The 24,108-nt window shown below is 69.6% G+C and carries 22 protein-coding genes and 3 pseudogenes; 14 read left to right on the top strand and 11 right to left on the bottom strand.

From position 1 onward, the window contains the following. Positions 1–4: 4 nt before the first annotated feature. Positions 5–658, top strand: coding sequence for a flavodoxin (locus tag ACQP2P_RS44270; protein ID WP_433611435.1), 654 nt, complete (start codon positions 5–7; stop codon positions 656–658). 157 nt (positions 659–815) lie between these two features. Next, positions 816–2,234, top strand: a complete 1,419-nt coding sequence (locus tag ACQP2P_RS44265) for an MFS transporter (protein ID WP_433611433.1) — start codon at positions 816–818, stop codon at positions 2,232–2,234. Positions 2,235–2,320: 86 nt separating this feature from the next. On the opposite strand, the gene ACQP2P_RS44260 is transcribed toward ACQP2P_RS44265, so the two are convergent. From ACQP2P_RS44260 to ACQP2P_RS44250, 3 genes are all read right to left on the bottom strand, one after another. Next, positions 2,321–4,351, bottom strand: coding sequence for a DUF4209 domain-containing protein (locus ACQP2P_RS44260; RefSeq protein WP_433611431.1), 2,031 nt, complete (start codon positions 4,349–4,351; stop codon positions 2,321–2,323). Between the two features lie 151 nt (positions 4,352–4,502). After that, a complete protein-coding gene (locus ACQP2P_RS44255; protein ID WP_433611429.1) occupies positions 4,503–4,817 on the bottom strand; it encodes a hypothetical protein in 315 nt (104 codons plus the stop codon). Positions 4,818–5,289: 472 nt separating this feature from the next. After that, positions 5,290–6,318: a LacI family DNA-binding transcriptional regulator gene (locus tag ACQP2P_RS44250; RefSeq protein WP_433611427.1), complete on the bottom strand. Its 1,029-nt coding sequence runs from the start codon at positions 6,316–6,318 to the stop codon at positions 5,290–5,292. Between the two features lie 89 nt (positions 6,319–6,407). Here ACQP2P_RS44250 and ACQP2P_RS44245 point away from each other — a divergent pair. After that, positions 6,408–6,488, top strand: a pseudogene (locus ACQP2P_RS44245) (hypothetical protein); the annotation flags it as partial. A 32-nt stretch (positions 6,489–6,520) separates the two neighbouring features. Here ACQP2P_RS44245 and ACQP2P_RS44240 read toward each other — a convergent pair. After that, a complete protein-coding gene (locus ACQP2P_RS44240; protein WP_433619594.1) occupies positions 6,521–6,754 on the bottom strand; it encodes a hypothetical protein in 234 nt (77 codons plus the stop codon). Here ACQP2P_RS44240 and ACQP2P_RS44235 point away from each other — a divergent pair. From ACQP2P_RS44235 to ACQP2P_RS44225, 3 genes are all read left to right on the top strand, one after another. Further along, a complete protein-coding gene (locus tag ACQP2P_RS44235; protein WP_433619533.1) occupies positions 6,753–7,523 on the top strand; it encodes a class I SAM-dependent methyltransferase in 771 nt (256 codons plus the stop codon). The two genes, ACQP2P_RS44240 and ACQP2P_RS44235, sit on opposite strands and share 2 nt — an antisense overlap. Positions 7,524–8,014: 491 nt before the next feature. Next, entirely contained in the window at positions 8,015–8,998 is a 984-nt protein-coding gene (locus tag ACQP2P_RS44230; RefSeq protein ID WP_433611425.1) for a hypothetical protein, read from the top strand. Between the two features lie 4 nt (positions 8,999–9,002). Next, positions 9,003–9,722 (top strand): hypothetical protein, encoded by a 720-nt coding sequence (locus ACQP2P_RS44225; RefSeq protein ID WP_433611423.1) that lies wholly within the window; start codon positions 9,003–9,005, stop codon positions 9,720–9,722. Between the two features lie 110 nt (positions 9,723–9,832). Here ACQP2P_RS44225 and ACQP2P_RS44220 read toward each other — a convergent pair whose 3' ends face one another. The 3 genes from ACQP2P_RS44220 to ACQP2P_RS44210 all read right to left on the bottom strand — a co-directional run bounded on the left by ACQP2P_RS44220 (position 9,833) and on the right by ACQP2P_RS44210 (position 14,679). Further along, the gene (locus tag ACQP2P_RS44220) at positions 9,833–10,288 is read right to left on the bottom strand and encodes a hypothetical protein (RefSeq protein WP_433611421.1); all 456 of its coding nucleotides are present in this window, start codon (positions 10,286–10,288) and stop codon (positions 9,833–9,835) included. Between the two features lie 375 nt (positions 10,289–10,663). Continuing rightward, positions 10,664–11,500, bottom strand: a complete 837-nt coding sequence (locus ACQP2P_RS44215) for a hypothetical protein (RefSeq protein WP_433611419.1) — start codon at positions 11,498–11,500, stop codon at positions 10,664–10,666. A gap of 128 nt (positions 11,501–11,628) precedes the next feature. Then, entirely contained in the window at positions 11,629–14,679 is a 3,051-nt protein-coding gene (locus ACQP2P_RS44210; protein WP_433611417.1) for a BTAD domain-containing putative transcriptional regulator, read from the bottom strand. Here ACQP2P_RS44210 and ACQP2P_RS44205 point away from each other — a divergent pair. The 3 genes from ACQP2P_RS44205 (at position 14,673) to ACQP2P_RS44195 (ending at position 18,161) form a co-directional block, all read left to right on the top strand. Then, positions 14,673–15,233, top strand: coding sequence for a hypothetical protein (locus ACQP2P_RS44205; protein ID WP_433611415.1), 561 nt, complete (start codon positions 14,673–14,675; stop codon positions 15,231–15,233). The genes ACQP2P_RS44210 and ACQP2P_RS44205 overlap by 7 nt on opposite strands. 1,078 nt (positions 15,234–16,311) lie before the next feature. Further along, on the top strand, positions 16,312–17,457 hold the full coding sequence (locus tag ACQP2P_RS44200; protein ID WP_433611413.1) for a sensor histidine kinase: 1,146 nt from the start codon (positions 16,312–16,314) through the stop codon (positions 17,455–17,457). Beyond that, positions 17,454–18,161 (top strand): response regulator, encoded by a 708-nt coding sequence (locus tag ACQP2P_RS44195; RefSeq protein ID WP_433611411.1) that lies wholly within the window; start codon positions 17,454–17,456, stop codon positions 18,159–18,161. The genes ACQP2P_RS44200 and ACQP2P_RS44195 overlap by 4 nt, the downstream gene beginning before the upstream one ends. On the opposite strand, the gene ACQP2P_RS44190 is transcribed toward ACQP2P_RS44195, so the two are convergent. Then, positions 18,109–18,918 (bottom strand): CPBP family glutamic-type intramembrane protease, encoded by an 810-nt coding sequence (locus ACQP2P_RS44190; protein ID WP_433611409.1) that lies wholly within the window; start codon positions 18,916–18,918, stop codon positions 18,109–18,111. The genes ACQP2P_RS44195 and ACQP2P_RS44190 overlap by 53 nt on opposite strands. A gap of 745 nt (positions 18,919–19,663) precedes the next feature. On the opposite strand from ACQP2P_RS44190, the pseudogene ACQP2P_RS44185 reads away from it, so the two are divergent. From ACQP2P_RS44185 to ACQP2P_RS44175, 3 genes and pseudogenes are all read left to right on the top strand, one after another. Then, a pseudogene (locus ACQP2P_RS44185) lies at positions 19,664–19,861 on the top strand (cold-shock protein); the annotation flags it as partial. Between the two features lie 36 nt (positions 19,862–19,897). Further along, a pseudogene (locus tag ACQP2P_RS44180) lies at positions 19,898–20,089 on the top strand (cold-shock protein); the annotation flags it as partial. After that, positions 20,078–20,641 (top strand): cold-shock protein, encoded by a 564-nt coding sequence (locus ACQP2P_RS44175; protein ID WP_433619531.1) that lies wholly within the window; start codon positions 20,078–20,080, stop codon positions 20,639–20,641. The pseudogene ACQP2P_RS44180 and the gene ACQP2P_RS44175, both read left to right, overlap by 12 nt. 548 nt (positions 20,642–21,189) lie before the next feature. Here the strand turns inward: ACQP2P_RS44175 and ACQP2P_RS44170 are convergent. The 3 genes from ACQP2P_RS44170 to ACQP2P_RS44160 all read right to left on the bottom strand — a co-directional run bounded on the left by ACQP2P_RS44170 (position 21,190) and on the right by ACQP2P_RS44160 (position 23,110). Then, positions 21,190–21,669, bottom strand: coding sequence for a polyketide cyclase (locus ACQP2P_RS44170; RefSeq protein ID WP_433611407.1), 480 nt, complete (start codon positions 21,667–21,669; stop codon positions 21,190–21,192). 10 nt (positions 21,670–21,679) lie between these two features. After that, positions 21,680–22,429 carry a class I SAM-dependent methyltransferase gene (locus tag ACQP2P_RS44165; RefSeq protein WP_433611405.1) on the bottom strand — a complete coding sequence of 250 codons (750 nt, stop codon included), beginning with the start codon at positions 22,427–22,429 and terminating at the stop codon, positions 21,680–21,682. Between the two features lie 132 nt (positions 22,430–22,561). Next, on the bottom strand, positions 22,562–23,110 hold the full coding sequence (locus ACQP2P_RS44160; protein ID WP_433611403.1) for a TetR/AcrR family transcriptional regulator: 549 nt from the start codon (positions 23,108–23,110) through the stop codon (positions 22,562–22,564). A 386-nt stretch (positions 23,111–23,496) separates the two neighbouring features. On the opposite strand from ACQP2P_RS44160, the gene ACQP2P_RS44155 reads away from it, so the two are divergent. After that, a complete protein-coding gene (locus ACQP2P_RS44155; protein WP_433611401.1) occupies positions 23,497–23,913 on the top strand; it encodes a hypothetical protein in 417 nt (138 codons plus the stop codon). Positions 23,914–23,935: 22 nt separating this feature from the next. Then, a complete protein-coding gene (locus ACQP2P_RS44150; RefSeq protein WP_433611399.1) occupies positions 23,936–24,064 on the top strand; it encodes a hypothetical protein in 129 nt (42 codons plus the stop codon). Positions 24,065–24,108 lie beyond the last annotated feature (44 nt).

Here is a 24,108-nt window from a genome sequence, read left to right as displayed (position 1 = left end):
GGTCGTGGCGGTGAAGCGCCGTGCCGTGCTGGGCGGTGCCCTCCTCGCCGGTGGGGTGCTGCTCGGTTCGGCGGCAGCGGGCTGCGGCGCCGCCGAGCCGGAGCCGCAACGCCCACCGGGCTCGACCGGCCCGTCGGCGCGGCGGGTGCTGCTGGCCTACTTCTCCAGGGCCGGCGAGAACTACTGGTACGGCGGCCGCCGGACGCTGCAGGTCGGCAACACCCAGGTCGTCGCCGAGATGATCGCCGCGCTGGTGCGCGCGGACGTGTACCGCATCGAGGCGGCCGATCCGTACCCCGACAGCTACGACGCGACCGTCGAGCGCAACGTCGCCGAACAGCGCGCCGACACCCGCCCAGCCGTCGCCGGCGCCCTGCCCGACACCACCGGCTACGACGTCGTGCTCCTCGGCAGCGGCATCTGGAACGGCCGCCCGCCCATGATCATGAGCACGTTCGCCGAACGTGCCCGCCTCGCCGGCAAGACCATCTACCCGTTCATGACGTACGCCGTCAGCGGGCTGGGCGCCACCATCGAGGAGTACCGCCGGCTGCGCCCCGACGCGACGATCGGCACCGGCCTCGCCATCCGCGGCGAGGAAACCGCCGACGCCCGGCCACAGGCCGAAACCTGGCTGCAGGAGATCGGCCTGCACTGAGCCGGCCGCCGTAGGAGGGAGGTACTGCCAGTACCGGGCCCGACCGGCACTGCCTGACCTGCGAGTTCTCGGGTTGTCTTGAGGTATCAGCCGTCACGATGAAGGGAAGTGCCCGGTGCCGACACCGCGCCACCCGGCCCACCCAGCCCGACCGGCGATGATCCTCACGATCATCTGCCTCAGCTACTTCATGGTCATCCTGGACAACTCGATCATCTTCACCGGGCTGCCCAAGATCGAGCAGGCGATGCGCTTCACCCCGACCGGCCTCACCTGGGTCCAGGACGCCTACACCCTGGTGTTCGGCGGGCTGCTGCTGCTCGGCGCCCGCTCCGGCGACATCGTCGGCCGACGCCGCATGTTCGTCATCGGCCTCGTACTGTTCGCCCTCGCCTCGCTCCTGGTCGGGCTCGCCCCCTACGCCTGGTGGCTGATCGCCGCCCGCGCCTTCCAAGGCATCGGCGCGGCGATCCTGGCGCCGTCGTCACTGTCACTGCTGACCGCGAGCTTCGCCGAAGGCCACCCCCGGGCCCGCGCGGTGGCCGCATACAGCGCCGTCGCCGGGATCGGCGCCAGCGCCGGCCTGGTCGTCGGCGGCGTCCTGGCCGACCTGGTGTCGTGGCGAGCCGGGTTCTTCCTCAACGTGCCGATCGGCGCCGCAATGGTGTACGCCGCCTATCGGTACATCGGCGAGACCGAACGCCGCCGAGGCCGCTTCGACCTGATCGGCGCGCTGTGCGCCACCCTGGGCATGACCGCGCTGGTGTTCGGCATCGTCGACGCCGCCGAAGTCGGCTGGGCCGCCCCGAGCACCCTCATCGCGATCACGCTGGGCGTCGTCCTGCTGGCCGGGCTGGTCGCCAACGAGGCCCGCGCCGCGCAGCCGATCATGCCGCTGCGCCTGTTCGCCGACCGCCGCCGCACCGGCGCCTACCTCGTGCGGATGCTCTACCTCGGCGCGATGATCGGGTTCTTCCCCTTCACCTCGCAGTACCTGCAGGGCGTCCTCGGCTTCAGCCCGCTGCAGGCCGGGCTCGCGTTCCTGCCGATGTCCGCGGTCAACTTCGCCGTCGCCCTGCTGGTCAACCGGGTCCTGGGCCGCTTCGGCGCGACGCCGGTGCTCATCGCCGGGGTCGCCGCCACCCTCGCCGGCATGGCCTGGCTCAGCCGCGCCGACGCCGGCAGCGACTACCTCCTCGCCGTCGCTCTGCCGATGGTCCTCATCGGCATCGGGCAGGGCCTCGCGTTCGCGCCGATGACCTCCGCCGGGCTGGCCGGCGTCGACACCGCCGACGCAGGCGCCGCCTCCGGCCTGGTCAACACCTTCCACCAGCTCGGTAGCGCGCTGGGCCTCGCGATCCTGGCCGCCGTCGGCTCGGCCGCCGTGCCGTCCGGCGCCGGGGACACCGCCGCGCTCGTCGACCGGATCGCCGCCGCCCTGACCGGCGGCAGCGTACTGCTCGCGATCGCCCTGCTGCTGGTCCTCGCCCTCATCGCCGGCCGGCAGCGGCGTCGCCCCGCCGTGGGAGCCGACCGGGCCGCGCTACAGCAGCAGCCCGAGTACGCCCGCGGCTGACCCTGGCGAGCTGTCGCCGACCAGTTCCTGCAGTGCTGTGGTCGGAGACCGGCCGAGTGATCGATTGAAGCGGCGCATGCGTTGGATCAGGTGAGGTTTTTAGGCGTGCGGCGGCGGGCCAGACGTACGCGCAGCAGGTCGACTGTCCACGCCGCCCGGCCAAGTCGGCCGGCAACCCAGCCGAGGAGCCGGTCGCTCTTTCCGGAAAGCGGCATCGGGGAGGCGAGCATGTTGAGGACGGTCTCGCGGTCGCGCGTGATGTTGTTGGAGGTGTGGACCCGGGTGCTCGTCGCGCCAACGACGACGGCGAGAACGGACACGGCGCGCAGCGTGAGGACTGCGACGGCGGGTGACATCTCCGACGGGAGGCCGTGGGCGATCGTGTTCCGGATGTTCGCGCCGTAGGGTCCGCCGAGGAGCCACCGGAAGAAGTAGGCCCAGGATTCGTCGAGCGCGAGCTTCTCCAACTCGGAGATCAAGGTGTAGAGGCCGGGATATCCGCCGGGTTCCTTCTCGGCCTGGGCGCGGTAGATCCCTTCGTCGAGTTCGATGAGCAGGTTCCGTGCGGCGCCTTCGAAGGCGGGCGCAGCCAGGTGGATGCTGGACTCGTAGTCGCCGTGCCAGAAGTGCCGGAACGCCTTCGCCAGGGTCCGGGCCGCCCGGGGATCGCGGCTGCCCCGGGACATGAAGTAGTCGACGAGGTCGTCTTCGCTCGGAATGCCGTAGTGGGCGGCGAGCCGGTCGAGTCCCTCGGCGGTCAACCGGGCGATGTTTTCGGCCCGCACGCCCGCGAAGAAGCTCATCTCGTGCTTCTCGTGGTCCGCGGCGGTGGCGGCCCTCATCCGCGGCAGACCGCCAGCGAACAGGAGGGGCGGCAGGATCAGGCTCAGGCCGCTGCGCGCTTGCCGGGCGTGACTCCTGAGGTCGTCGATGTCTCCGCTCGGCGGGTCGGACGCCAGAAAGAAGTCCAGGCCGTCGCGCCAGTCCGGGGACCTGGTGTACGGGTGCAGAAAGCCCTCCGCCACGTGGGTCGGCAGGGGTTCGGAGGCCGAGACGATTTGGAACCCGAGGTCGGCCGGCTTGATCGCCTGCATCCCGGCGGCTGCGAGCCGTTCCAAGTCGGGAAGGGACCGCTTCTTCGCGATCTGCGCGGCCTCCTCCAATCGGATCATCCGGACGGCTGCCTGTGGTGCGGCATCAGCCGCTCGGAAGCAGGCGGCCACCTCTTCCCGAGCGATCGCCTCCCGGGCGACCGGGTCCGAGGTCCGCGGGCGACGCAACCGGGCGATCTCGGAGGCGTGGCGACCGTCGTGGCAGTCTACGGCCGCTTGGCGGAGGAGCCCGTCGACGTCAAGAGGGTCGACTGTGGGTGTGCCCTTCACCTCGAGCGGACCCGCCGCGAGCGCGGCCAGCATCGGCAGGACGACGCCCGGACGCTCGCCGGGCCGCGCCGCCATCACGTCGGACACGGCGGTGAACATCGCCGACCGCGCGTCGGCGTCGAGGCCGGAGTTTCGCACGTTCCGCGCGAGTGTCCATGCCCGGACCAGCATCTCGACCACGGGGATGTCGACGGCACGGCCGTGGACGGTGGTCAGATACGCTTCGCCGGACCGGGTCGCACGATCCCGGCCGTTACCGTCGCGGCGGCAGAAGAGCAGATCCTCGAAATGCGCGACCGCACCCGCGGCGGACACGCTGGCGGCGATACCGCGCCACAGCCGCACAACGTCGTCGGGGGTCCCCTGGATGGCCGCCAACCCGCCGCTGCCGCCGCCACGGTCCGCAGGGTCGAGGAAACAGCCCGCCTTCTCACCACCGGGAGCCAGACGCAACGAGTACGTGAGCGCGTCGACAAGAACGGCGCGCAGGGACGCCGCCCGAACCGTGCCCGTCGGAATTGCCGCTTTCATAATCGACAACCCGGCATCGAAGCTGTCGACGGCGGTGGCGAAGGCGTCGTCGACCATGGACACCGCGACCGACACGTGCGCGGCGTCGAACTCGTACGGACCGCGCACCACCTCTCCTGCCGAGTCAGCATCAGGTTGCACGGTCTCATCCTGTGAGTCGCCCGAGGCGATCGCCGCGAGCGGCGCAAGGTTCTCGTAGTTCATGGCCACCGAAGACTGCCACTTCTACAGCCAAAAATCACCTCATTAACCACCAAGGCTACATATGTGAACAACTCTCTGAAAGGCCGAAGATCGGACTCCGCTGGTCACCGCACAGCGGATCGAAATTCGTCGCGGCAGCTGAACCTGACCGCTAGGACCGCACGGTTTCAGGATCCCAGCCGAGCAGGTTGCCGTTGACGAGGCCGTCGATGGTGGCGAGGTCGTTGTCGGGCAGCTCGTCGTCGGGTGTTCCAGGCCTGAAGCCATCGACCGTAGGGTCGGTCGTTGGGATCGCGTTGTGTTCCTGACGTGATCGGACGTAGCGCAACTGTCGAGCACAACCCGGACCGAACCAGCTCGTACGCCAAGGGTCCGCGAGTCTGGCTGTTTCCACCGAACACGAGATCGCGTAGACCTGCGGATACGCGCCGTACCGTTCAAGTACCGAGCCCTTGCGAAACGACACGCTTTCGTGAGAAGCTAAAGAAGTAGAGGACTGTCCTGGGCATCTGACTACGGATCAGAAGGTTAGGGGTTCGAGTCCCTTCGGGCGCGCAACATCAAGAGGCGGTTGACCTGCGGAAACGTAGATCAACCGCCTCTCGCGTTTCGTCCACTGTGGACCTGTTGTGTTCCGAAAGGGATCCCCGGATCGTGATCCACGCCGGCGCCGACCGTCTTCAGTGAAGATCATCTGCCAGGTCGCATCGCTGTGCGGACGTCCGCGACAGTGCCGGCCGTCTGGGCGGCTGGCTCCATCGCGCCAGCCGCACCCCAGTCCCCGCACCCCGGCTGGGGCGCCACCGCCAAGCCGACCCCCGTCCGGGCCCCTCACCGCAGCTGGCGGCCGACCATCTGACCGCACCACCGCAGGCACCCCACCGCAGCCGATACGCATCCGGATCTGGCCGATGTGCGTGCATCGGCCAGGTACACCTTCAGGACTTTCGGTGCCCATCATGCGTTGCATGGCAGCCGCAACTGCGCCGCACGGTGAGCGTGAGCGGGTGCTGTCGAACGGTGGGCCCTGCCCCGGAGGGGTTGAGCACGGTGTCTACGGCGTCGGCACCGAGGGTGTCGAATGGGGCGGTGACGGCGGTCAGGGCAGGGGTGAGGTACGCGGCGAGTTCTGTGCCGTCGATGCTGACCAAGGCGAGGTCATCGCCGATTCGGCGGCCGATCTCGGTGGCGGCGCGCAGCGCACCCACGGCGTGTTCATCCGTGGTGGCGCAGATGGCGGTGATCTGCGGGTGTGTGGTCAGCAGGTCCAGGGTGGCCCGATATGCGTCGTCGCGCAGGTTCGGGAAGGGGCACGTGAGCATGGACCACGGCGGAAGCGGCCGGTCGTGTTCGGTCAGTGTCGCGCTGGCGCCGCGAGAGCGCAGGCTGACGGGATCTTCGGCTCGGCCCACGCCGAGCAGTGCGATGTAGCGATGTCCGTGCTGGAGGAGGTGCTCGGCGGCCTGGCGACCCGCGCTGACGTCATCGCCGGCAATGCAGACGGTGTCGGGATGGGTGCGGTGCACGAGTGCATGGGGGATTCGGGCGCGGCGGAGCAGGGTTATGGAGGATGTCGGGTCTTGGGAGGGCACGAGGAACGCCGCGTCGACGCGAGCGTCGAGTAGTGCACGGAGTTGTTCGTCTTCACGGTCGGCGTCGAAGTGGGCACTGCCGACCAGCAGCCGTAACCCGCGGGCGAAGGCGGCGTCCTCGATGGCTCGGGTCAGCTCGGCGAAGAACGGCTTGGCGAGGTCGGGTACGACGAGGCCGAGAGTGCCGGTGCGGTTGGCACGCAGTGCCCTGGCGAGGTTGTTGCGCCGGTAGCCGAGCTCAGCGACCGCGGCGAGGACCCGGGCCCGGGTGGCGGGCGCTACCGGCCGGGGGCCGTCGTTGAGCACGTAGCTGACCACGGCGGTGGAGGTGCCGGCGCGCGCAGCGACATCGCGGATCGTGGGTCCGGTCGCCACAGTCGCCCTCCTACGAGCCTGGACACCTTGTGATTGTCGCCTATCATGCTAATGAGGATCTAATCGTTTAGAACACCACGGTGAGGACCATGTCTGGACCGGCAAGCGTCTGGGAAGCGCTCGACGTGCTCGGGGCCCGCCGCATCGGCCACGGCGTGCGCAGCATCGGTGACGCCGCTCTGCTCGACCGCGTCCGCCGCGATCAGATCGCGCTCGAAACCTGCCCCGCTGCAATGTCCTCACCGGAGCCGTTCCCACGATCACCGCTCACCCCGCCGACACCACCCTCGACCGGGAATTCGCAACCCTCGCGGCGGCCTTCGGCTGGACCCGCGCCGAGGAAGAGCTCTGCCAAGCCAACGCGGCACGCGCCGCATCTGCCGACCCGGCCGGCGTTGACCACGATACCCACGTCGAACACAAGGACGGTCGCCATGCTGAAGCGGATTGACTACGACGTGCAGCAACACACGGTGTACTCGGCCGGCCGAGCGCTGACCGCGGAGCAGGCGCAGCTCTGGTCCGGCGTGTTCGCCACGTGGGCGGGCGCGCAGAAGCCGTTGACCGTATTGGACCTGGGATCGGGCACGGGCCGGCTCACGCCGATCCTGGCCGACACCTTCGGCGGCCCGGTCTACGGTGTCGAGCCGTCCGAGCGGATGCGGCAACAGGCCGAGCGGGCAGCAGGGCACCCAAATGTCCAGTACCTGGCGGGCAGCGCGGAAGCCATCCCGCTACCCGACCGGACATGCCGGCTTGTGTTGATGTTTCTCGTTTTCCACCACGTCACCGACCGCCGGGCCGCAGTGACGGAGATTCGTCGTGTGCTGCAGCCCGGTGGACGGATCCTGATCCGCAGTGCATTCTCCGACCGCATGCCCGACCTGCTGTGGCATCGGTTCTTTCCCCGCGCACGGCGCATCGAGCAGCAGGTGTTTCCCTCCCTCGCGGAGGTGACACGACTGTTCGAAGAGGCGGGAATGGCCGTCATCGGCATCGACCGGGTACGCGAAACGCTGGCCCCCGACCTCGCCGCCTACGCCCAGCGGTTGCGGCTACGGGCCATCTCCACATTCGAGCACCTGACCGAGGAGGAGACCCAGCACGGGTTCGCCGCCTTGGACCAGGCGGTCGCGGCCGAAGACACCCCGGGACCAATCACCATGGACAGCGACCTCCTTGTGCTCGGCGCGCCACCGGCATGACCACCGCACGGCCGCAGCGGCACCGATGTCCTCAGAGTTGCCGCCGCGCGACCATCCTCAACGACCTCCCGCCGTCGGCAGACGGGTCACAGGCCGCACGCAACGGGCCACGTTCGGCAGCACATGATCCACAAGCGCCGAAGGCGCCCCAGCGAGATTCACTGACCGGGACCGCTTGATTCGCTGCTATGCCGCCGATCGCGCACTGCGGCTCATCAGTAATCGTGACGCTCCGTACGCCCGCTGGAGCCTGCGTGCCCATCGTGTGTCCGCGGCCACGGAATACTGGCCGTTGACAGTCGTGCCCGTGCGGATGAGCGCGCATCGGATCTTCGCCGGTCCGCAATCGGGACGGAAGGTCGTGTCTTGCCGTCCCGGGTCTGCTTGTGCTGCCGATGCTGCTGGCGTAGGGCTCGCATGGCCGATCGTCCGAGGCCGACGCCTCCGGCGTCGCCCGTATGATCCGACGTGTTGCGCGGGCGGGAGGGGCGATGAGGCAGGACGACGTGCCGGTGGAGGTCACGCTGGCCTGGTCGGACGAGCGGTTGGAGACGGCGATGCGGGCGTTGCTGCACCGCGATGCCCGCCCCGGGCTGGCGCTGCTCGCGGCCACTCGGTCCGACCCGCACCGCCGGGCTCTGTACGTCGAGGTTCTCGGCAGCGTCGGTGAGCATGCCCTGCGTGACCTGCGGGCGCTGGCGCAGGAGGGCGAGGATCCCGACCGCTGGCTGCTCTTGGGTGCGGCCCTGTCGTCTGCCGCTGCGAGTGCCCGCGGCGCGGACATCATCTCCCGGACGAGCGACGAGCAGATCGAGGGCATGCTGAACCTCGCCGGTCACGCCCGCACGGCGCTCCGCCGGGCCGCGCATCTCGCCCCGGCTGACCCGGTGCCGTGGAGCGAGCTGTTCCGGTGCGCGATGGGGGCCGTCGAGCACGACCGGGAGCTCGACGAGGTGTTCGCCCAGGTCGAGCGGCGTGCCCCGGACCTCTACAACGCCAACATCTGGCGGCTCGTGTCGCTCACCCGCAAGTGGTACGGCAGCCAGGAGCAGGCGCTGACCTACGCCCGCGGCCGCACCGAACCGCTGCCTGCGGGCCACCCACTCTGGGCACTCGTCGCGTATGCCCACATCGAGGGGCTCGTCGACCTCACCATGCGGGGCAACGTGCTCTCGCGGTTCTGGCGGTACACCCGCTACACGTCGAACAAGACGGTGCGGGCCGAGGTCGACGCCGCGTCGGACCGGCTGCTCGCGGATGCTCACCGGTTCGCCGACCATCCCGCCACCCGCCCCGCACACCAGGCGTTCGCCACGTTCTACTACCAGGCCACCGTGCCCGAGCGGGCTCGGCCGCACCTCGAGCGCGGCGGCCCCCGCCCGGCAGTCATGCCGTGGGGGTACTTCGGCGACCACGCCGAGGTGTTCGCGGTGGCCCGCAAGGAGGCAGGCCTGCCCGATCCCGCCACAGGCTGAGACGGTGGGCTTCGAACGGAACGCCAGAATCGCGCGCGACCCCGCACGGTCGCCGGCGGACCGGATCCGGGCGCTGCGGCGGTGCGTGTCGAGCTACGCACCGTACGGGTACACCGCCACGCTCGATTACCTGCGGGAGCGGTTCGGTCCGCTGGAGGACCCAGCGCGGCTCGTACCCGCTGTGGAGGCACTCACCGCGAGCCGGGAAGCGTGGCTGGCCGAGGTCGCGGTGTTCGCCGACCACCGCCGCGCTGCGAAGGCCCGTGGCCGGCGGCGGCCGGCCGCGGCGGAGGTCGCGCTGTACCGGTCAACCGGCTGGCCCGGCGGCGGCGCAGCGGCCGACCGCGTGGTGAGCCCGGTGTTCCTGCGGTCCTACGGCATCGCGGTCTGGGAGCCCGTACCGGTGAACCACCGCCGGCGGCTGCGCCGGGTGCGGCGGGTCGCGTGGCCGTTCACGCTGCCGGCGACGGTGCTGGGCGTCGGGCTCGTGCTCCTGCCGATGCTCGGCCTCGCGCTGCGGGCGGTGTTCAATCCGCCGCCGATCGCACTGTGGTCGTTCGTTCTCACGGCGCTGGTCGCGCTGCCCGTCGCCGTGGTGAGCCAGGCCCCACCCGGGTCGCTCCGGCTGCGCGCGGTCCACGCCCGCAACCGCAGGGTGGTGGCTGCCGCCGAGGCCGCCGAACGCCGCCTGGCGCTCGATCGCTCAAAGACCTTCCACCTGTGACCCCGCCCCTCGGACCACCAGCCCTCCACGGTGTCCCGCCGACTGTCGGTCGTGGTCGGCTTCTACCGGGTTTGCGTCATCGACCAGATCCTGCCGCACTCGCCCGCCGACTACGCCCGCCGGCCCACGGTACCGGCCGAGTCCCCAACCCTCGGGTTGGGGCATCTGCAGTTCGAAGCGCTGATCACGACCGCCCGGTTGTCGGCCAACCCGAACGACTTCGCCCTGATCGCGCTCCTCGGCCTGCTCGGGTTGCGGATCTTCGAACCTGCGGCGCCAGCATCAGCGACCTCGGCGAAGAATACGGCCACCGCGTTACGGGTGCGCGTGGCGACGGTGTGCTGCTGCAAAGCGGACGGACTGGCGCCGTGCGCATGCAGCCGCGCGGCCGCCGCCGGATCCAGATCCTTCCAGGGGCGCACCGTCTCGGCGGTGAACCCGTGCGCGGCCCATTGCTTGGCCAGCGCGTTGACCCGGTCGCTGACATGCTCCGGAATCACATCTCGATCACCGCGCCGGTCGCCCAGCAGCGCGCGGGCAAGCTCGGTGAGCCCGGCAATCGGCACCCAGCTGACCGGCGAGTCAACCCCCCGCCCACGAGCGTTCATCGTCGTTGCCCGGCACACGAACGCACGATCAGACCCAAATCCATGCAACCATGATCCCTGTGGGGTGCCGAAACTCGGCCAAGCCTGTGACCTGGCACTACGTCGCCACTCTTGATCGACCTGAACGCGTTCAGGAACCGCATCTCGTTGCTTGAACGCGTTCATCTTCAGAACGCCGCCGGTCGCCGTGCTTCGGAGAATGCCCAGGGCGCGGGCTTGCCTGAGTATTGGCACCCCATAGGGTGGCATCGGCTCTCACGGGTGCCGGATTCGGACGTCGTGTTCGAGGCCGGTGTCGAGCCGATGGTGGAGAGGGTGTCGACACCGCGACACTCACGCGGGATCGATCCGCAGCAGCACGCTCTTCGCGCTGGTTTCGGTCTCGGGCGTCGTGGCGAAGAGCGCGTACAGGCTGATGCGAGCCGGCCTGCCGGGGACCCGTATCGCGTAACCGAGCGTGTGCGACGCGAACGGCCCGGTGCGCGGCAGCACGTTTGCCGGTCCGAACGTCTCGTCGAGTTCGCGCCGTGTCAGCGTGCCGACCGCGAATCGTAGCTCCACGCTCGCACGCGAGAGCTCGCCGGCCGTAACCAGGCATTCGCTCGCACCCAACGGCGGTGGGGTCGTCGGGATGCCGAGCGCGCTGCGGATCTCGGCCTCGCTGCCGGTCGCCACCGCGCACAGGCGTTCGCCCATCGCGCGCAGCGCACCGACAACGGACGGCCTCTCGGGCGCGTCCTTCAGGATCGGCGCGAAATAGACCTTCAGGCGCGCGAGCTCGGGGTGATCCGGCGCCACGCCGTGCGCGTAGATCGCGAGCCCCTCGCTCGCGTGTCGCGCTGCATCGGCGAACCGCCGCTGCGCGTGGAGCAGCTTCGCGTAGAACAGCCTGCGCGTGCCCAGGATCACGGGCCGAGCCGGCGTGACCTGTGTTTCCGCTTCGATCGCCTGGACGATCCGTTGCTCGCTGCGCTGCTCGTCGCCGAGATCCAGCCACAGCGCCGACACAGACGCATAGCTGTCGGCGCGCGCCTCCGCGTCGGCGTCCATATCGGCGAGCATCGCGTCCGCGGCCGTCACGAGTTCGAGTACGCGCACGCGATCCGTGTCCAGGCGCAGCAGAACCTGAGCTTCGGTGACCAGCTTCCTGACTGTCGCTCGTTCACTCATCGTCCCCACGTCCTCCAGTCGGTGAACGAAACGTCCGCGCCGTCTCCTCGCGTCGGTTCACGCCCGCGCGGTCGTTGGTCGAGGCCAGGCCGTTGGTGCGCAACAGTCCGGCACGGGGGAGGTCCCCGTCAGCGTCCGGCGGCTGGTTGTAGCAGGTCCGCGATCTGCCGCGCGTCGGGATGGCCGAGTTGCTCGTAGCGTTCGTACGCCTCCCACCACGCCTGTCGGGCGTGGTCGGGCTGGCCGGATTCGTGCAGCACGTGACCGAGTTCGACAAGCGTCGCCGCCTCGTTGTAGAGGTCGCCGAGGGTCTGGTAGAAACCGATGGCGTTGCGGTAGCAGCGGGTGGCCCGCTCGTGGTCGCCGAGGTGGCGGTGTGCGTGGCCGAGCGTGTCCCACGTGGCCGCGACCGCTGGGGGGTCGTCGACTTGCTGGAACATCGCCAGTGCCTGCTCGCAATGGTTGACGGCGTCGGTGTGGCGCCCGAGGAGGGTGTGGAACCAGCCGATGGCGTTGTGCAGCCGGGCCAGGCCGGTGGTGTGGCCGGCGGTCTCCGCGATCACGAGGGCCCGTTCGACGAGGGCGAGGCCGCGCTGCGCGTCACCTTCGGCCTCCGCTCCCCAGGCCATGTCCTCCAGCACGATGGTCTGCCCGGGGACGTCGCCGTCCGAGGTGAACAGGTCGAGCGCCTGCCGCAGCAGTGGTGCGGCTTCGTCGTGCTGCCCGGACCGTGCGTGGGCCATGCCCATGCCGTGCAGCGAGTGGGCCAGTGCCCCGCGGTCGCCCAGTCGCCGGGCCGCGTCCGCGGCGATCTGACCGGCGGCGCGCTGTGCCTGCCAGTGGCCCTGTCGCAGCAGGTACGACGTCAGGGTCCACACGAGCCGCCATGCGTGCTCGTCAAGACCGAGTGCTGCCGCTCGGGCGGCGGTGGCGGCCATCGACTCGTGTTCGGTGCGGAACCATGCGAGCGCGGCGTCGGCGTGACCCGGCGGCTCGGCCACGACATCGTCCCGCCGTGCGGTCAGCGTGATGGGCACCTGGAGCGGGTCGAGCAGGCGTGCGGCGGGGTGCGCGGTGTGCAGGTAGTGATCGGCCAGCCGAAGCATCGCCGCTCGGCGTTCCTCCGCGCTGTCGGTCGCCTGCGACTGCTCGGCAGCGTATGCCTTGAGCAGGTCATGAAGCACGTACCTTTTGGCGGTGTGCTCGCTGACGAGATGCGCCGAGACCAGCTCGGCCAGCAGCGAGCGGGTGTACACCGTCGGCAGGCCGGCCAGGCTGGCGGCCGCCAGCTCCCCGATGTCGGCGCCCGGATGCGTTCCGAGCAGGCGCAACAGCCGGGCGGCGTCCCGGCCGAGGGCCAGGTAGGACCACGACAGCACGGCCCGCAGGTCGGTGACGGGATCGCCGCCGTCGAGGGCGTCGAGCACCGTGGACGCGTCACGCAGTTCCGCCGTGGCCTCTGCAAGCGGCAGATGCCGGCGCGTGGTGATCCGGGCGGCCGCCACCGCCAATGCCAGCGGTAGCCGGGCACAACGCTCGACGATTTCGTCGATCAGGGGTTCCGCGGCATGCGGCGGGCCGCCGATGCGGCTCGTCAGCAGGTCCCGGGACTGCTCGACGGTCAGCAGGCCCAGGACCAGCGGGGTGGCGCCCTCGATCGCGACCAGTGACCGCAACGGGTCCCGGCTGGTCACCACGGTCAGGCAGCCCGCCGCGCCGGGCAGCAGCGGCCGCACCTGTTCCGCGTGGCGGGCGTTGTCCAGCACGATCAGCAGCCGGCGGCCGGCGATGGTGCTGCGGTACACGGCGGCGCGTTCATCGGGGTCGGAGGGGATCTGCTGCGCCGGAACGCCGAGCGTGTTGAGGAACGTGCGCAGCACCGCAGCCGGATCGAGCGCGGGACCCGACGGGTCGAAGCCGCGCAGGTTGACATGGAGCTGCCCGTCCGGGAAACGCACAGCGGCGGTATGTCCCCACCGTACGGCCAGGGCGGTCTTCCCCACGCCGGCGGTACCGGTAATCACCGCGATCGAGGTGCCCGCAGCATCCTGTTCCGTGTTGCGTGCGAGCGCGTCGAGCTGGGCCAACTGGGGTTCGCGGCCGACGAGACCCGCCATCGCCGGCAACTGCGCCGGCACGGGCGGGCGACGAGGACCAGGGTGCCGCTCCAGCGCCGGGTCCTGCTGGAGGATCTGCCGCTCGAGCCCGCGCAGCGCCGGCCCCGGGTCCAGGCCGAACTGTTCGGCGAGATGGTCGCGCAGCCGGTGGTAGACGGCGAGCCCCTCGGCGCCGCGCCCGCACCGGTACAGCGCCAGCATGAGCTGTCCGGCGAGCCGCTCGCGTGCCGGGTGCGCCGCGCACGCATCGGCGAGCTCGTCCAGCAGCCGGGCGTGCTGTCCCAACCGCAGCCGAATGTCGAAGCGGTCCTCCACAGCTCGGAGGCGGGACTCGGTGAGGCCCGCGCCGAGCCGGTCGCGTACGTCGGGTTCTGCGGCGTCGGCCAGCGGCGTGGTGCCACGCCACAGCGCGAGGGACTGGTCCAGCAAGGTCAGGCGGCGCTGGTCCGAGGTTTCGGTGTCGGCCTCGCCGAGCAGCGTGCGGAAGTGTTGCGCGTCGACCGCCATCGGGTCGATCCGCAGCGCATAGCCGCCGCCGACGGCGACGATCGCGGCGTCGGCGGCGCTCACGGGTGCGAACGCGGCGCGCAGCCCCGACGCGCACACCCGCACCGCGTGCCGGGCGGTACGCGGAGGCGCCGCCGGCCACATCAGGTCGACGATCCGATCGACCGAAACGTGCCGGTTCGCCTCCAGAGCCAGGATCGCCAGCAGTAGCCGCTGCTGGCGAGGCCCGAGGTGCAATGGCCCCTGCGGTGTGTGCGCCGACACGGCACCGAGCAGACACACCCGCACCGGTACGAGCGGTGGCTCGGTGGGCCGCGAACGCATGATCACCCGTCCCGCGTCGTGAGGTTGGCTGCCGCCGCTCGACGCTAGCTCGCCCTCGCAACCCGGACGCCGTCGCGGCTTTGAACTGACGCTGATGTCGTTCTGAACCCGTCTGCCCATCCTTGATCGGAATGGCCCGGACCGGGCCGGTTCGCCTGGCCCGCGCTTCGCGGGCCAGATTTCGTGATCGGAGGACGAGCATGCGCCCCGCAAGTGCGAAGCGCTTGACACATTGGACCCTGCTGGCCGCGCTCCTGGGCGCCACCCTCACCGGCTGCGGGGCAGGCGCGGAGGACACACCGGGCACCCCCGCGACCGCGCAGAACGCGGCCGGCAGCACGTACCCGAACACTGACGAAGGCGCCAAAGCCCTGATGCAGGCGCTGGGGACAGGCAACGACCCCACGCTCGTACAGCAGTTGGAGCCGACGACCGCGGACTACCAAGCCGTGTTCGAGGGCGACGTCGCGGCCAAGGCCGAGCAGTACTACAAGGCGAAGCTGTGGAACGGCAGCGAGGTCAAGATCGCCGCGAAACCGGAACAGACCGACCTGAAGGTCTTCAAGGCCACAACCGAGGAGATCCGGTCCTGGTCATCAGCCGTCGCGGCGAACTTTCCCGGCGGCTACCAGCAGATCGGCCCGCACCTGAAGCCCGGCCTCACCGTGTACCGCTGGAAGTACACCGAGCCGGGCGACGACCTCGGGCTCGCCTTCGAGGGCCTGGTCAACGTCAACGGGCGCTGGGTCTGGGTCCCCAAGGTGTGGCAGGTCCTGGAGAGCTGACGCTGCGCTTGCCGAGAATGTCATCCGGGCAGTTCAGGCGGCATGTTCGTATTCGTGGGGGATGCCGCCGAGGTCCACAGTGGACGGACAATCCACTGGATTTCCGGTGTAATCGGGCCTGCTGCGCGAAGCTGATCAAGGCTCTGACCGGGAACGCCGACTACGGATCAGAAGGTTAGGGGTTCGAGTCCCTTCGGGCGCGCAACATCAAGAGGCGGTTGACCTGCGGAAACGTAGATCAACCGCCTCTCGCATTTCGTCCACTGTGGACCTGTTGTGTTCCGAAAGGGATCCGCTGTTTCGCAACGGTCCAGGTCGGGGCGTGCCGGTAGGGATCCGTTCATGCCGGCTGGTCCGGATCTTGGACTGGGGTGCAACGGCGTCAGCCAAGATCAAGCAGGGTCCCCGGACCGTGGTCCAGGCCGGCACCGACCGTCTTCAGTGAAGATCATCTGCCGGGGTCGCATCGCCGTGCGGACGTCCGCGACAGCGCTGGCCGTCCGGGCTGTTGGCTCCATCGCGTCAGCCGCACCCTCTGTCCCCGTACAGCTGGCTGAGGCCCACCGCCAAGCCGACCCCTCGTCCGGGCCGCTCACCGCAGCCTGCCGCCAACCCATCTGACTGCACCACCGCAGGCACCCCACCGCAGCCGATACGCATCCGGATCTGCCGAGAAGAGTAAATTCGATCATGGCTGGCAAAAGACTGCTTCTGCGCTTTTTGAATTGCTTTCTGATCTGCTATTCAAGATCTCGTAATCCGATTTTCACCCTGCGGTGAGGTGTTCTTGAATGATTTCCTGAGCGGCCAAGACGCGGGCTCCGCGTTCCGGGACGCTTCGGCCTGGAAGGTGTTCAGACGCGCCGGATAACGGGCCGCCAGCTCATCATGACGCCGGGCGTGTCCCGGGCGTGTGGTGCTGGTTATGGTGATCGCCTATGCAGATCCGTGTGATCGCGAGTCGCGGACCATGGCTAGGCTGGGGCCGGTGAGGCGCCGGCACGGTGGGAGGGCTGTGGAACCAAGTACGGTCCTCGCGGCCCGAGCCGACCGATGGTCGCGGGCGCGTCCACTGCTGGTGGATGGCCTTCTCACCGGTGTGATGTGGCTGGTATTCGGTGTGTCCAGCGTGCTCGGCGGGCCCGCCGGACTTGTCGTGGGCACCGTGACTATTCTGCCGCTCGTTCTGCGACGCCGATGGCCGGCCGCCCTGCTGGCGTGGTTGGCTGCGATCTTCGTGGTCCAGCTCGTGGTGCTACCTATTCCGCTGCCGGCCAACGTCGCCCAAGCATTTGTGATCTACACGGTCGCCGCGCACGTCCCGTCGCTGCCGATCCGATTGTGTGCGCTCGGCGCAGGGCTGGCCGGCAGCCTCGCAGCCGGCTTCCGATGGGGCACCGAGCCGGACTACCCCCGCAACGCCCTGGTCATCGCCGTGTTTCTCGCCGTGTTCACCGGGTTGATCTGGCTGATCGGGAACGTCGTTCGGGGTCGCGAGACCAACATGAGAGCGCTGAGCGAGGCCTATGCGCGGCTGGAGGAGAACAGCCGGCAGCGCGAGCGGTTCTTGGCACAGCGGGAGCGGGTCGCGGCCGCCCGGGAGATCCACGATATTGTCGCCCACTCGCTCACCGTCGTCATCGTGCAGGCCGACGGGGCCGAGTACGCCGCCGAGCATGCGCAGCCGTGGGACCGTGACCAGGCCCGGACCGCCCTCGCCACGATCGCGCGGACCGCGCGGACCGCGCTGACCGAGGTACGCGGCGTCATCGACGTGCTCCGCGATCCCGAAGCGGCCGACGACCCGGCCGGGCCGCCGGTGGGCCTCGCCGACCTGGAGCAACTCGTTGCGGCGGTCCGGTCCGCCGGTCTGCCGGTCGAGGTCCACGTCGACCCCGCCGTGTTCGAACGCACGCCCGCCGCAGTGCGCTTCGCCGTGCTTCGGGTGGTCCGGGAGTCACTGACCAATGTCCTGAAGCATGCCGGGTCCCAGGCCGTGGCGCGGGTGGCCGTCGAGCGGGCACCGCAGGCCGTACGGGTGCGCATCGACGACGACGGCGTCGGCCGAGCCGTCGGCGTGGTGGCTGCCGCACCGGGTCACGGGCTCGATGGGATGCGGGAACGACTGCGTGCCCTCGACGGTGCTCTGATGGCCGGTCCGCGTCCGGGCGGCGGATTCGGTGTGCAGGCCACCATCCCGGTCGCCGTCCAGGACAGGCGATGATGAGCCGGCCAGAGCCGATCCGGGTCTTCCTCGTCGACGATCAGGACTTGGTCCGTGCCGGTTTCGCGATGCTGCTGGGCGCGACCCCGGACCTGCGGGTGGTCGGGTCGGTCGGTGACGGCCAGGCGGCACTCGACGCGCTTCGGCAACCGGAGCACCGCGCCGATGTCGTTCTGATGGACATACGGATGCCCGGCCTCGACGGGGTGGAGACGACCAGGCGGCTACTCGCCGCCGCGGATCCGCCGCGAGTCGTGATGTTGACGACATTCGACTCCGACGACCTGCTCGTTGCCGCGCTACGGGCGGGCGCGTCCGGATATCTGGTCAAGGACGCCGGCCCCGCGGAACTGCTGTCGGCGATCCGGGCCGCGGCGGCCGGCGAGTCACCTGTCTCGCCACGGCTAGTCCGTCGTCTGATCGACTCGTTCGTCCTCGTGGCGCCGGCCGGGTCCACCGAAGACCAGCCGACCGCCGCGCCGTCCACTCTGACGCGGCTCACCGCCCGCGAACGCGAGATTCTCGCGGCGATCGGGTTGGGGTTGACCAACGCAGAGATCGCCGCACGGCTGCACGTGGCGGAGTCGACCGTCAAGACGCACATCGGCTCGGTGCTGCGCAAGCTAGAGCTTCGTGACCGGGTGCAGGCCGTCATCCTCGCGCAGACGCTCGAAGTGACAGACGGGCCGCTCGCGCCCGGCTGACACCGATCGCGGCAGCGCACGCGGCGGTGCCAAGCATCACGAACAGCCCCGAGTCGCCGCTGAGGTATTCGTTGACCACCACCGGCTGCTCGGTGGCGATCGGGATGGTCAGGGCGGCGAATGTGGCGTTGTGCGCGAAGTGGGCCAGCACGGCTGGCCACACGCTGGCGGACATGGTCCGCAGGTAGCCGATCAGGAACGAGAACGCGATCACGGAGCCGCTGAACAGCGTGAGCACCACGACCCGGTTCCCGTCGCTGTGGTAGTTCGGCGTGAACAGGATGTACGGCAGATGCCAGCCGATCCAGACGACACCGACGATGAGCATTGCCGCCCGTTCGCCCAGGAAGGCAAGTCTCGGCTGCAGGTAGCCGCGCCAGCCGATCTCCTCCGCGAACGCCAGGACTGGGCCGGCGGCGCACAGCGCGAGCACATCGGCCAGCCACGGCTGCTGCGGGGCGGCGAACCGAGCAAAGCCGAACGCGACGACCCCCACGGTCGCGAGCAGGCAGACGCCTGCGGTGGTGGCGATCGTCAGCGGCCAGTAGCGCAGCCCGAGCCGGCCCATCCCGAGCCGACGCCAGCCGTCACGCGTGTAGCCCTCGCGGGTGACTAGAAGGAGCATCACCAACACCACGAGCAGCGGAGACAGGGCCAGGATCAGCCCTCCTGCGACGTCGGCGGTCCCCAGCGAGACCCCCAAAACCAACAGGACGAAGACGATCGACGCGGCGCGATCGGAAAGCCTGGCTAACACGGGCGGACCTGCTTTCAGTAAGGTCCGCCCAGTGTCGGCGAGCGTCCGCCCCCGGCCATCCACCTGCGATCGGAAACATCGAGGCACAGTGCATGCTGCCTCCGCCCAAGGTGCTAGCACCACCGTCGTACGACCCGGCGTCGGCGGACCGCCGAATGCGTGGCCGCCGATACACCGCTGAGGGTCGGCAGAGCCGATCACGCGCGGACACGGAATAGGAACGACTCAAGTTCGCGCATGAAGTCACGCGAGCAGGGACTGAGTCAACGAGTCATTGACCTGTTTCAGGCTCACGCTGGGGACAGTGGCTCACGCGCCGATCCAGAGACCTGATCGGTGAACAATGAATCGGGTCACGTGGCCAAGATCGGTTTAACTATCATGCCGCCGTTGGTGTGCGGCGGCGCGGATCGGCAGCGTTGTCCACTGTGGACCTGTTGTGTTCCGAAAGTGATCGGCCGTTTCGGAACGGTCCAGACCGGTCCGTGCTGGTCGGCGCGGGTCTGTGCCGCCTGGTCCATCGTTCCGAAAAGGGATCCGACGGGTGACGGCCGGTGCGCGGCATCTGACCGGTTGTGGATTTCGAAGCTGTTGAAGATCCATCCGGGTGGGGCGGCGGAGCAGGTTCGATCTTGGGGGCCGGGCCTGCGCGAGGCTGGGGGCCGGTGGCCGGTCCCGGTGGTCCCAGGCGCGACGCCGTGAGCGAGACTGAGAGCAATGCCGCTCTTACGACCTGGAGCTTTCTATGCCGCAGGGGATCGTCCGCTGGTTCGACGCCGAACGGGGGTTCGGCTTCCTCGCGCCTGAGGACGGCTCGCCAGACGTGTTCGTGCACGCCTCCGAGATCGTGGGTGAAGGCGGCCCGAAGGTGCTCCGCGAGGGCCAGGCCGTCGAGTTCGAGGCCGGCGAGAACGACCGCGGTCCCCAGGCGCTGCGCGTCCGCGTCACCGCTGAGCAGGCCGCCGGCGGCGCCGTGGGCCTGCTCGGCACGGTCAACTGGTACGAGCCGGCCAAGGGGTACGGGTTCGCGTCGCCGGACGGCGGCGGCGCCGACATCTTCGTGCACAGCTCGGCCATCGTGACCGGCGGTGTGGTCAGCGACGGGCAGCGGGTGGCCTTCGTCGTCGTCGAGGGCGAGCGCGGCCCGCAGGCCGCGCACGTGGTCCCGCTCGGTCCCGGGGCCGGCCTGCACGCCGGGGCCGGCGGTGCCGACGGGGCGGACGGAACCGTCTCCTGGTACGACGAGGACAAGGGCTTCGGCTTTATCGCTCCCGACTCCGGCGGCGGGGACGTCTTCGTCCACGCCCGGTCCCTGGCCGAGGGCCTCACCTGGCTGGCAGAGGGCGATCGCGTGGCGTACGAGGTCGTCAGCGGCGACAAGGGCCCGCAGGCCCGCGATGTGCAGTTGGTCCGAGGGGTCGAGCCCGTACCGCCACCGCGACGGGCGCCGGTCGGGCCGGCACCCGCCAGGAGGGAGCCGCCGTCACGGGGCGTGCCCGCACGCGCGGGCGAGGGCGTCGTCGCACGTTACGACGGCGACCGCGGATTCGGGTTCATCACCCCGGACGCCGGAGGTGACGACCTGTTCGTCCACGTGTCCGTGGTCGCGGGGTCGGAACCGCTGCAGCAGGGCGACCGGGTCCGGTACACGGTGCGTCAGAGCGACCGGGGCCCGCAGGCCGACCGCGTAGAGCGCCTCCGAGGCGCTCCTACTCTCACTTGATGGTGCCCGGGGGTGCCTCGGCGGGCCGGTAGCATCCGGCGGTATGCAGCCGCGTCGGCACCGGATGCGTCAACGATCACGCCCGGATTCGGCCCGGGCCTGGATCGCCTCCGGTGCCGCGGTCTCTGTCAAGGCGTACGCGAAGCGGTATGGCGTGGACCGGTACACCGCGTTCGACGATCTTGCAGCGCTCGGTGTCCCTCTGCCGGCCTCCGCGCAGCAGTGCCGGTTGGTCTGGATCTTGGACTGGGCGCCACGGCGTCAGCCAAGATCAAGCAGGGTCCCCGGATCGTGATCCAGGCCGACGCCGACCGTCCTCAGCGAAGATCACCTGCCGGGTCACATCGCCGTGCGGACGTCCGCGACAGCGCTGGCCGTCCGGACTGTTGGTTCCATCGCGTCAGCCGCACCCCAGTCCCCGCACCCTGGCTGGGGCACCACCGCCAAGCCGGCCCCGTCCGGGCCCCTCACCGCAGCCGGCCGCCGACCGTCTGACGGCACCGCCGGAGCCGATACGCATCCGAATCTGCTTGATATGCGAGTGATCGTCACTCCGTACCGGCTTCGGCGAGTTGCTTGAGGGTGAGTAGCTGCCGTCGGGCCATGACCAGGTCCCCGACGGACAACCCGAGAGCGATCACACGGTTTGTCCGCATCACGACCTTGAGCAGCAGGCGCGTGGTGTTGTGCTCGTCGGGTACCAAGACGTAGGACATGAAGGCATTCATGATGCTTCCGGTCAGTTGTTTCCCGGGCTCGACCGAGACGATTCTGCCCCGCTTCCGCCCACCAGCGGTGGTGAACGCCTCTCCCACTCGAGGTTCGGGGAGGCCGACCAGCTGCCGAGGTGAGCGGCGGCCGAGATTGTCGATCCAGTCATAGGAGTAGGGCGCCAGCCGCACCTGGGCGACCCACGGCCATACCACGGTGGCAGGCGTGTTCACTCGTACGCCTCGCCATGCCTGCAGTGTGGGTGAGACGACCAAGTCGTCGCACGGATAGGCGCGCAAGATCTCGCTGTCGGTCACGCCCCACCGGTCACCGAGCATGTATCCGCCCTCCAGCCTGGCCCAGCACCAGCGTGGTGCGCAGATCGAGTACGACGGTGCCGCCGAAGTCGTCGACCAGCCGGCCGAGGGCGGTCAGTCCACGCTGTTGCTGCTCCGGCGACCGGGACAGGTACGGCCCGAAGGTACGCACCAGGTCGAGATAGCGTGCCTTGTCGAGTGGCAGGTCGCGCCGGAAGACCTCCTTGCGGACGTTGACGAACCGCCCGTGGTCGACGACGTCCTGGTGGAACCAGTCCGCGGGCCGCTCCCGTACGGTGGGGTCGATAGCGTGCAGCGCGGATCGGATCGCCGCCCGCTGGCCTGGGTCGGCGTAGTCGTAGCGATGCCCGAAGAGCGCCAGTGTGCCGCCGGGGGCGAGTGCTTGCCGCGCGTGCGCGTTGCGGGTGGCCGGGTCCAGCCAATGCCAGGCCATGGCGCAGGCCAGCACTCCGGCCCCACCGGCAGGTGGCAGCCACCGTTCGAAGGTGCTGGCGATGACGTGAATGTCGGGAAATCGCGTGGCCAGCAACGCCGCCATCCGCGGATCGGGCTCCAGACAGGTCAAGGGTGCGCCGATGCGGGCGAGCACCTCGGTTCCCTTGCCAGTGCCGGCGCCGATCTCAACCACGGACGCCGGCGTGCCGCCGTGGTAGGCGACGATCTCCCCGGCGATCTCGGGCGGATAGCCCGGCCGGACGGTCTCGTACAGGTCGGCCACCGGCCCGAAGACGTCCACCATCTCACTCCTCTCGATCAAGGTCGATGTGTGCTGTTACCACCCCGGCCTGGTGCCGGAATCCGGCTGCCCGAGGGGTGGAACCGGTCCGCGCCGAAGAGGCCGCGCGGGGGGAACCTTTCGGCGGCCCCGGATTCACGTCGTCCGCCCCGGGCCTCGCAGGGAGTCGATCGCGGCCTGACTGCCCTCGCTCAGATCCACGCTCAACGCCTGCAGCATCACCACCAACGCGCCGAGCGCGAGCGTGTCCCGTAACTCCCGCGATTCCGCCGTGGACCAATGCGCAGCCTCGTCCAGGATCCCGCCGATCACCGCCCGGCAACGCGCCGCGACCGCCTCGTCGGAGCGGGCCGCCGCGCAGGCCTGCAACCACAGGCCGGTGACGACGCCGTCGGCGATCAATGCCCGGAAGTCTGCGCGCATCGCCGGCAGCGGGTCACCCGGGTTGTGGGCCGCCGCCTGCCGGAGCACCCGCCGAATACGGCCCTCCATCTCATCCACGCAGGCCAGAAAGAAGTCGCTCTTACTGCCGAACAGCCGGAAAACGTACGGCTGTGACACACCCATCTGGTCAGCCACCTTTTGCACCGACGCCGTCGTCAGTCCGTGGTCGGCGAAGACTCGCATGCCGATGTCGACCGCGTCCGCACGACGCCGCGGTGCTGTGCTGCGCTGCGTTCCCATGCCCGCAGCCTCGCATTAGTAAGCACTTACAAACAAGATCGGTGCGTGACGTACAGCATCCCGGGCCACTCCTGATCGATGCGCCATCCGCCACTGTCCGTGCTGCCGTGCTGCGAGCGTCGGTTGGAAACAGTGAAACAGGAGGTCGCCCGCGTGGTCCCGACACTCATCCTGTTCGGCCTTGCACTCGGACATTGGTGGCGGTTGTCACTCATCGCCGCCGCTGTGGGATGGCCAGTCCGCCGCATCGCGATCATCGCCCTGACACGTAGACATGGGATGTCTGCGGCGATCGGCGCGCCTATGGAAACGTGCGGGGCAATCATCATTCCGGCACTGGTGCGGACCAGCCCGCGGCGACGGCAACCAACAAACTGAACACTGCCGTGAGGCATCCCGACCGCGGCTACGGCTGCGACGCGGCGGCAACCACCCGATGGGACAGCCGGCGCACGATGGGCTCCGGTCCGCGCCGATCCGGCCCGCTCGCGACGGTCGATCACGATCCCGGTCACCACGTCCACGGCCACACCCGGGTGCTACGACCGCCGGCGCGCCGAGCATGGACGAACCGGTACGACGTTACGCGCTCGTCGCTTGCGCGGCGACGGTTCGCCGTGCTCGGCGTAGTGCTTGAGGTCCTCGAGCAGGAACCGGCCGTCCCGGGCCACCAGTGCCAGCAGCGGCCGCCTGGCCAGCACACCGAGCACACCCCGGGTTCACAACTCGCCGGCGTATCGCACCTGCGTCCGCTGATCGTCCAGTGGCCTGAGCAGTCGGCGGCCGACTTCGTGGATCGGTGACCGCATCATCAAGATTATCGGGGTGGCCGCGCACTTCGACGCCACCACCGAGGTAACCCTCAACCAGCTGCGCAACGAGCTGCGCATCGAGCTGAGCTGTCTGCTCGGCCAGGTCAGCGATGCGTTCTTCCGCGCGCCGGTCACCGGCTGAGCGGTGGTGCCGCCGGTCAGCCGCGGGTTGACGTCGCCGCCCGG

It is taken from the genome of Dactylosporangium sp. CA-139114, from assembly GCF_050955725.1.
In the GTDB taxonomy this organism is placed as follows: Bacteria; Actinomycetota; Actinomycetes; order Mycobacteriales; family Micromonosporaceae; genus Dactylosporangium.
This window is presented reverse-complemented; position numbering and strand designations above follow the sequence as displayed.

What these genes read in the sequence shown, in the direction of transcription:
- ACQP2P_RS44165 (WP_433611405.1), bottom strand. Translation starts at nt 22,429, where the DNA reads ATGGTGGACGTCTTCGGGCCGGTGGCCGACCTGTACGAGACCGTCCGG.
- ACQP2P_RS44230 (WP_433611425.1), top strand. Translation starts at nt 8,015, where the DNA reads ATGAGGCAGGACGACGTGCCGGTGGAGGTCACGCTGGCCTGGTCGGAC.
- ACQP2P_RS44265 (WP_433611433.1), top strand. Translation starts at nt 816, where the DNA reads ATGATCCTCACGATCATCTGCCTCAGCTACTTCATGGTCATCCTGGAC.
- ACQP2P_RS44235 (WP_433619533.1), top strand. Translation starts at nt 6,753, where the DNA reads ATGCTGAAGCGGATTGACTACGACGTGCAGCAACACACGGTGTACTCG.
- ACQP2P_RS44195 (WP_433611411.1), top strand. Translation starts at nt 17,454, where the DNA reads ATGATGAGCCGGCCAGAGCCGATCCGGGTCTTCCTCGTCGACGATCAG.
- ACQP2P_RS44260 (WP_433611431.1), bottom strand. Translation starts at nt 4,351, where the DNA reads ATGAACTACGAGAACCTTGCGCCGCTCGCGGCGATCGCCTCGGGCGAC.
- ACQP2P_RS44215 (WP_433611419.1), bottom strand. Translation starts at nt 11,500, where the DNA reads ATGAGTGAACGAGCGACAGTCAGGAAGCTGGTCACCGAAGCTCAGGTT.
- ACQP2P_RS44160 (WP_433611403.1), bottom strand. Translation starts at nt 23,110, where the DNA reads ATGGGAACGCAGCGCAGCACAGCACCGCGGCGTCGTGCGGACGCGGTC.
- ACQP2P_RS44240 (WP_433619594.1), bottom strand. Translation starts at nt 6,754, where the DNA reads ATGGCGACCGTCCTTGTGTTCGACGTGGGTATCGTGGTCAACGCCGGC.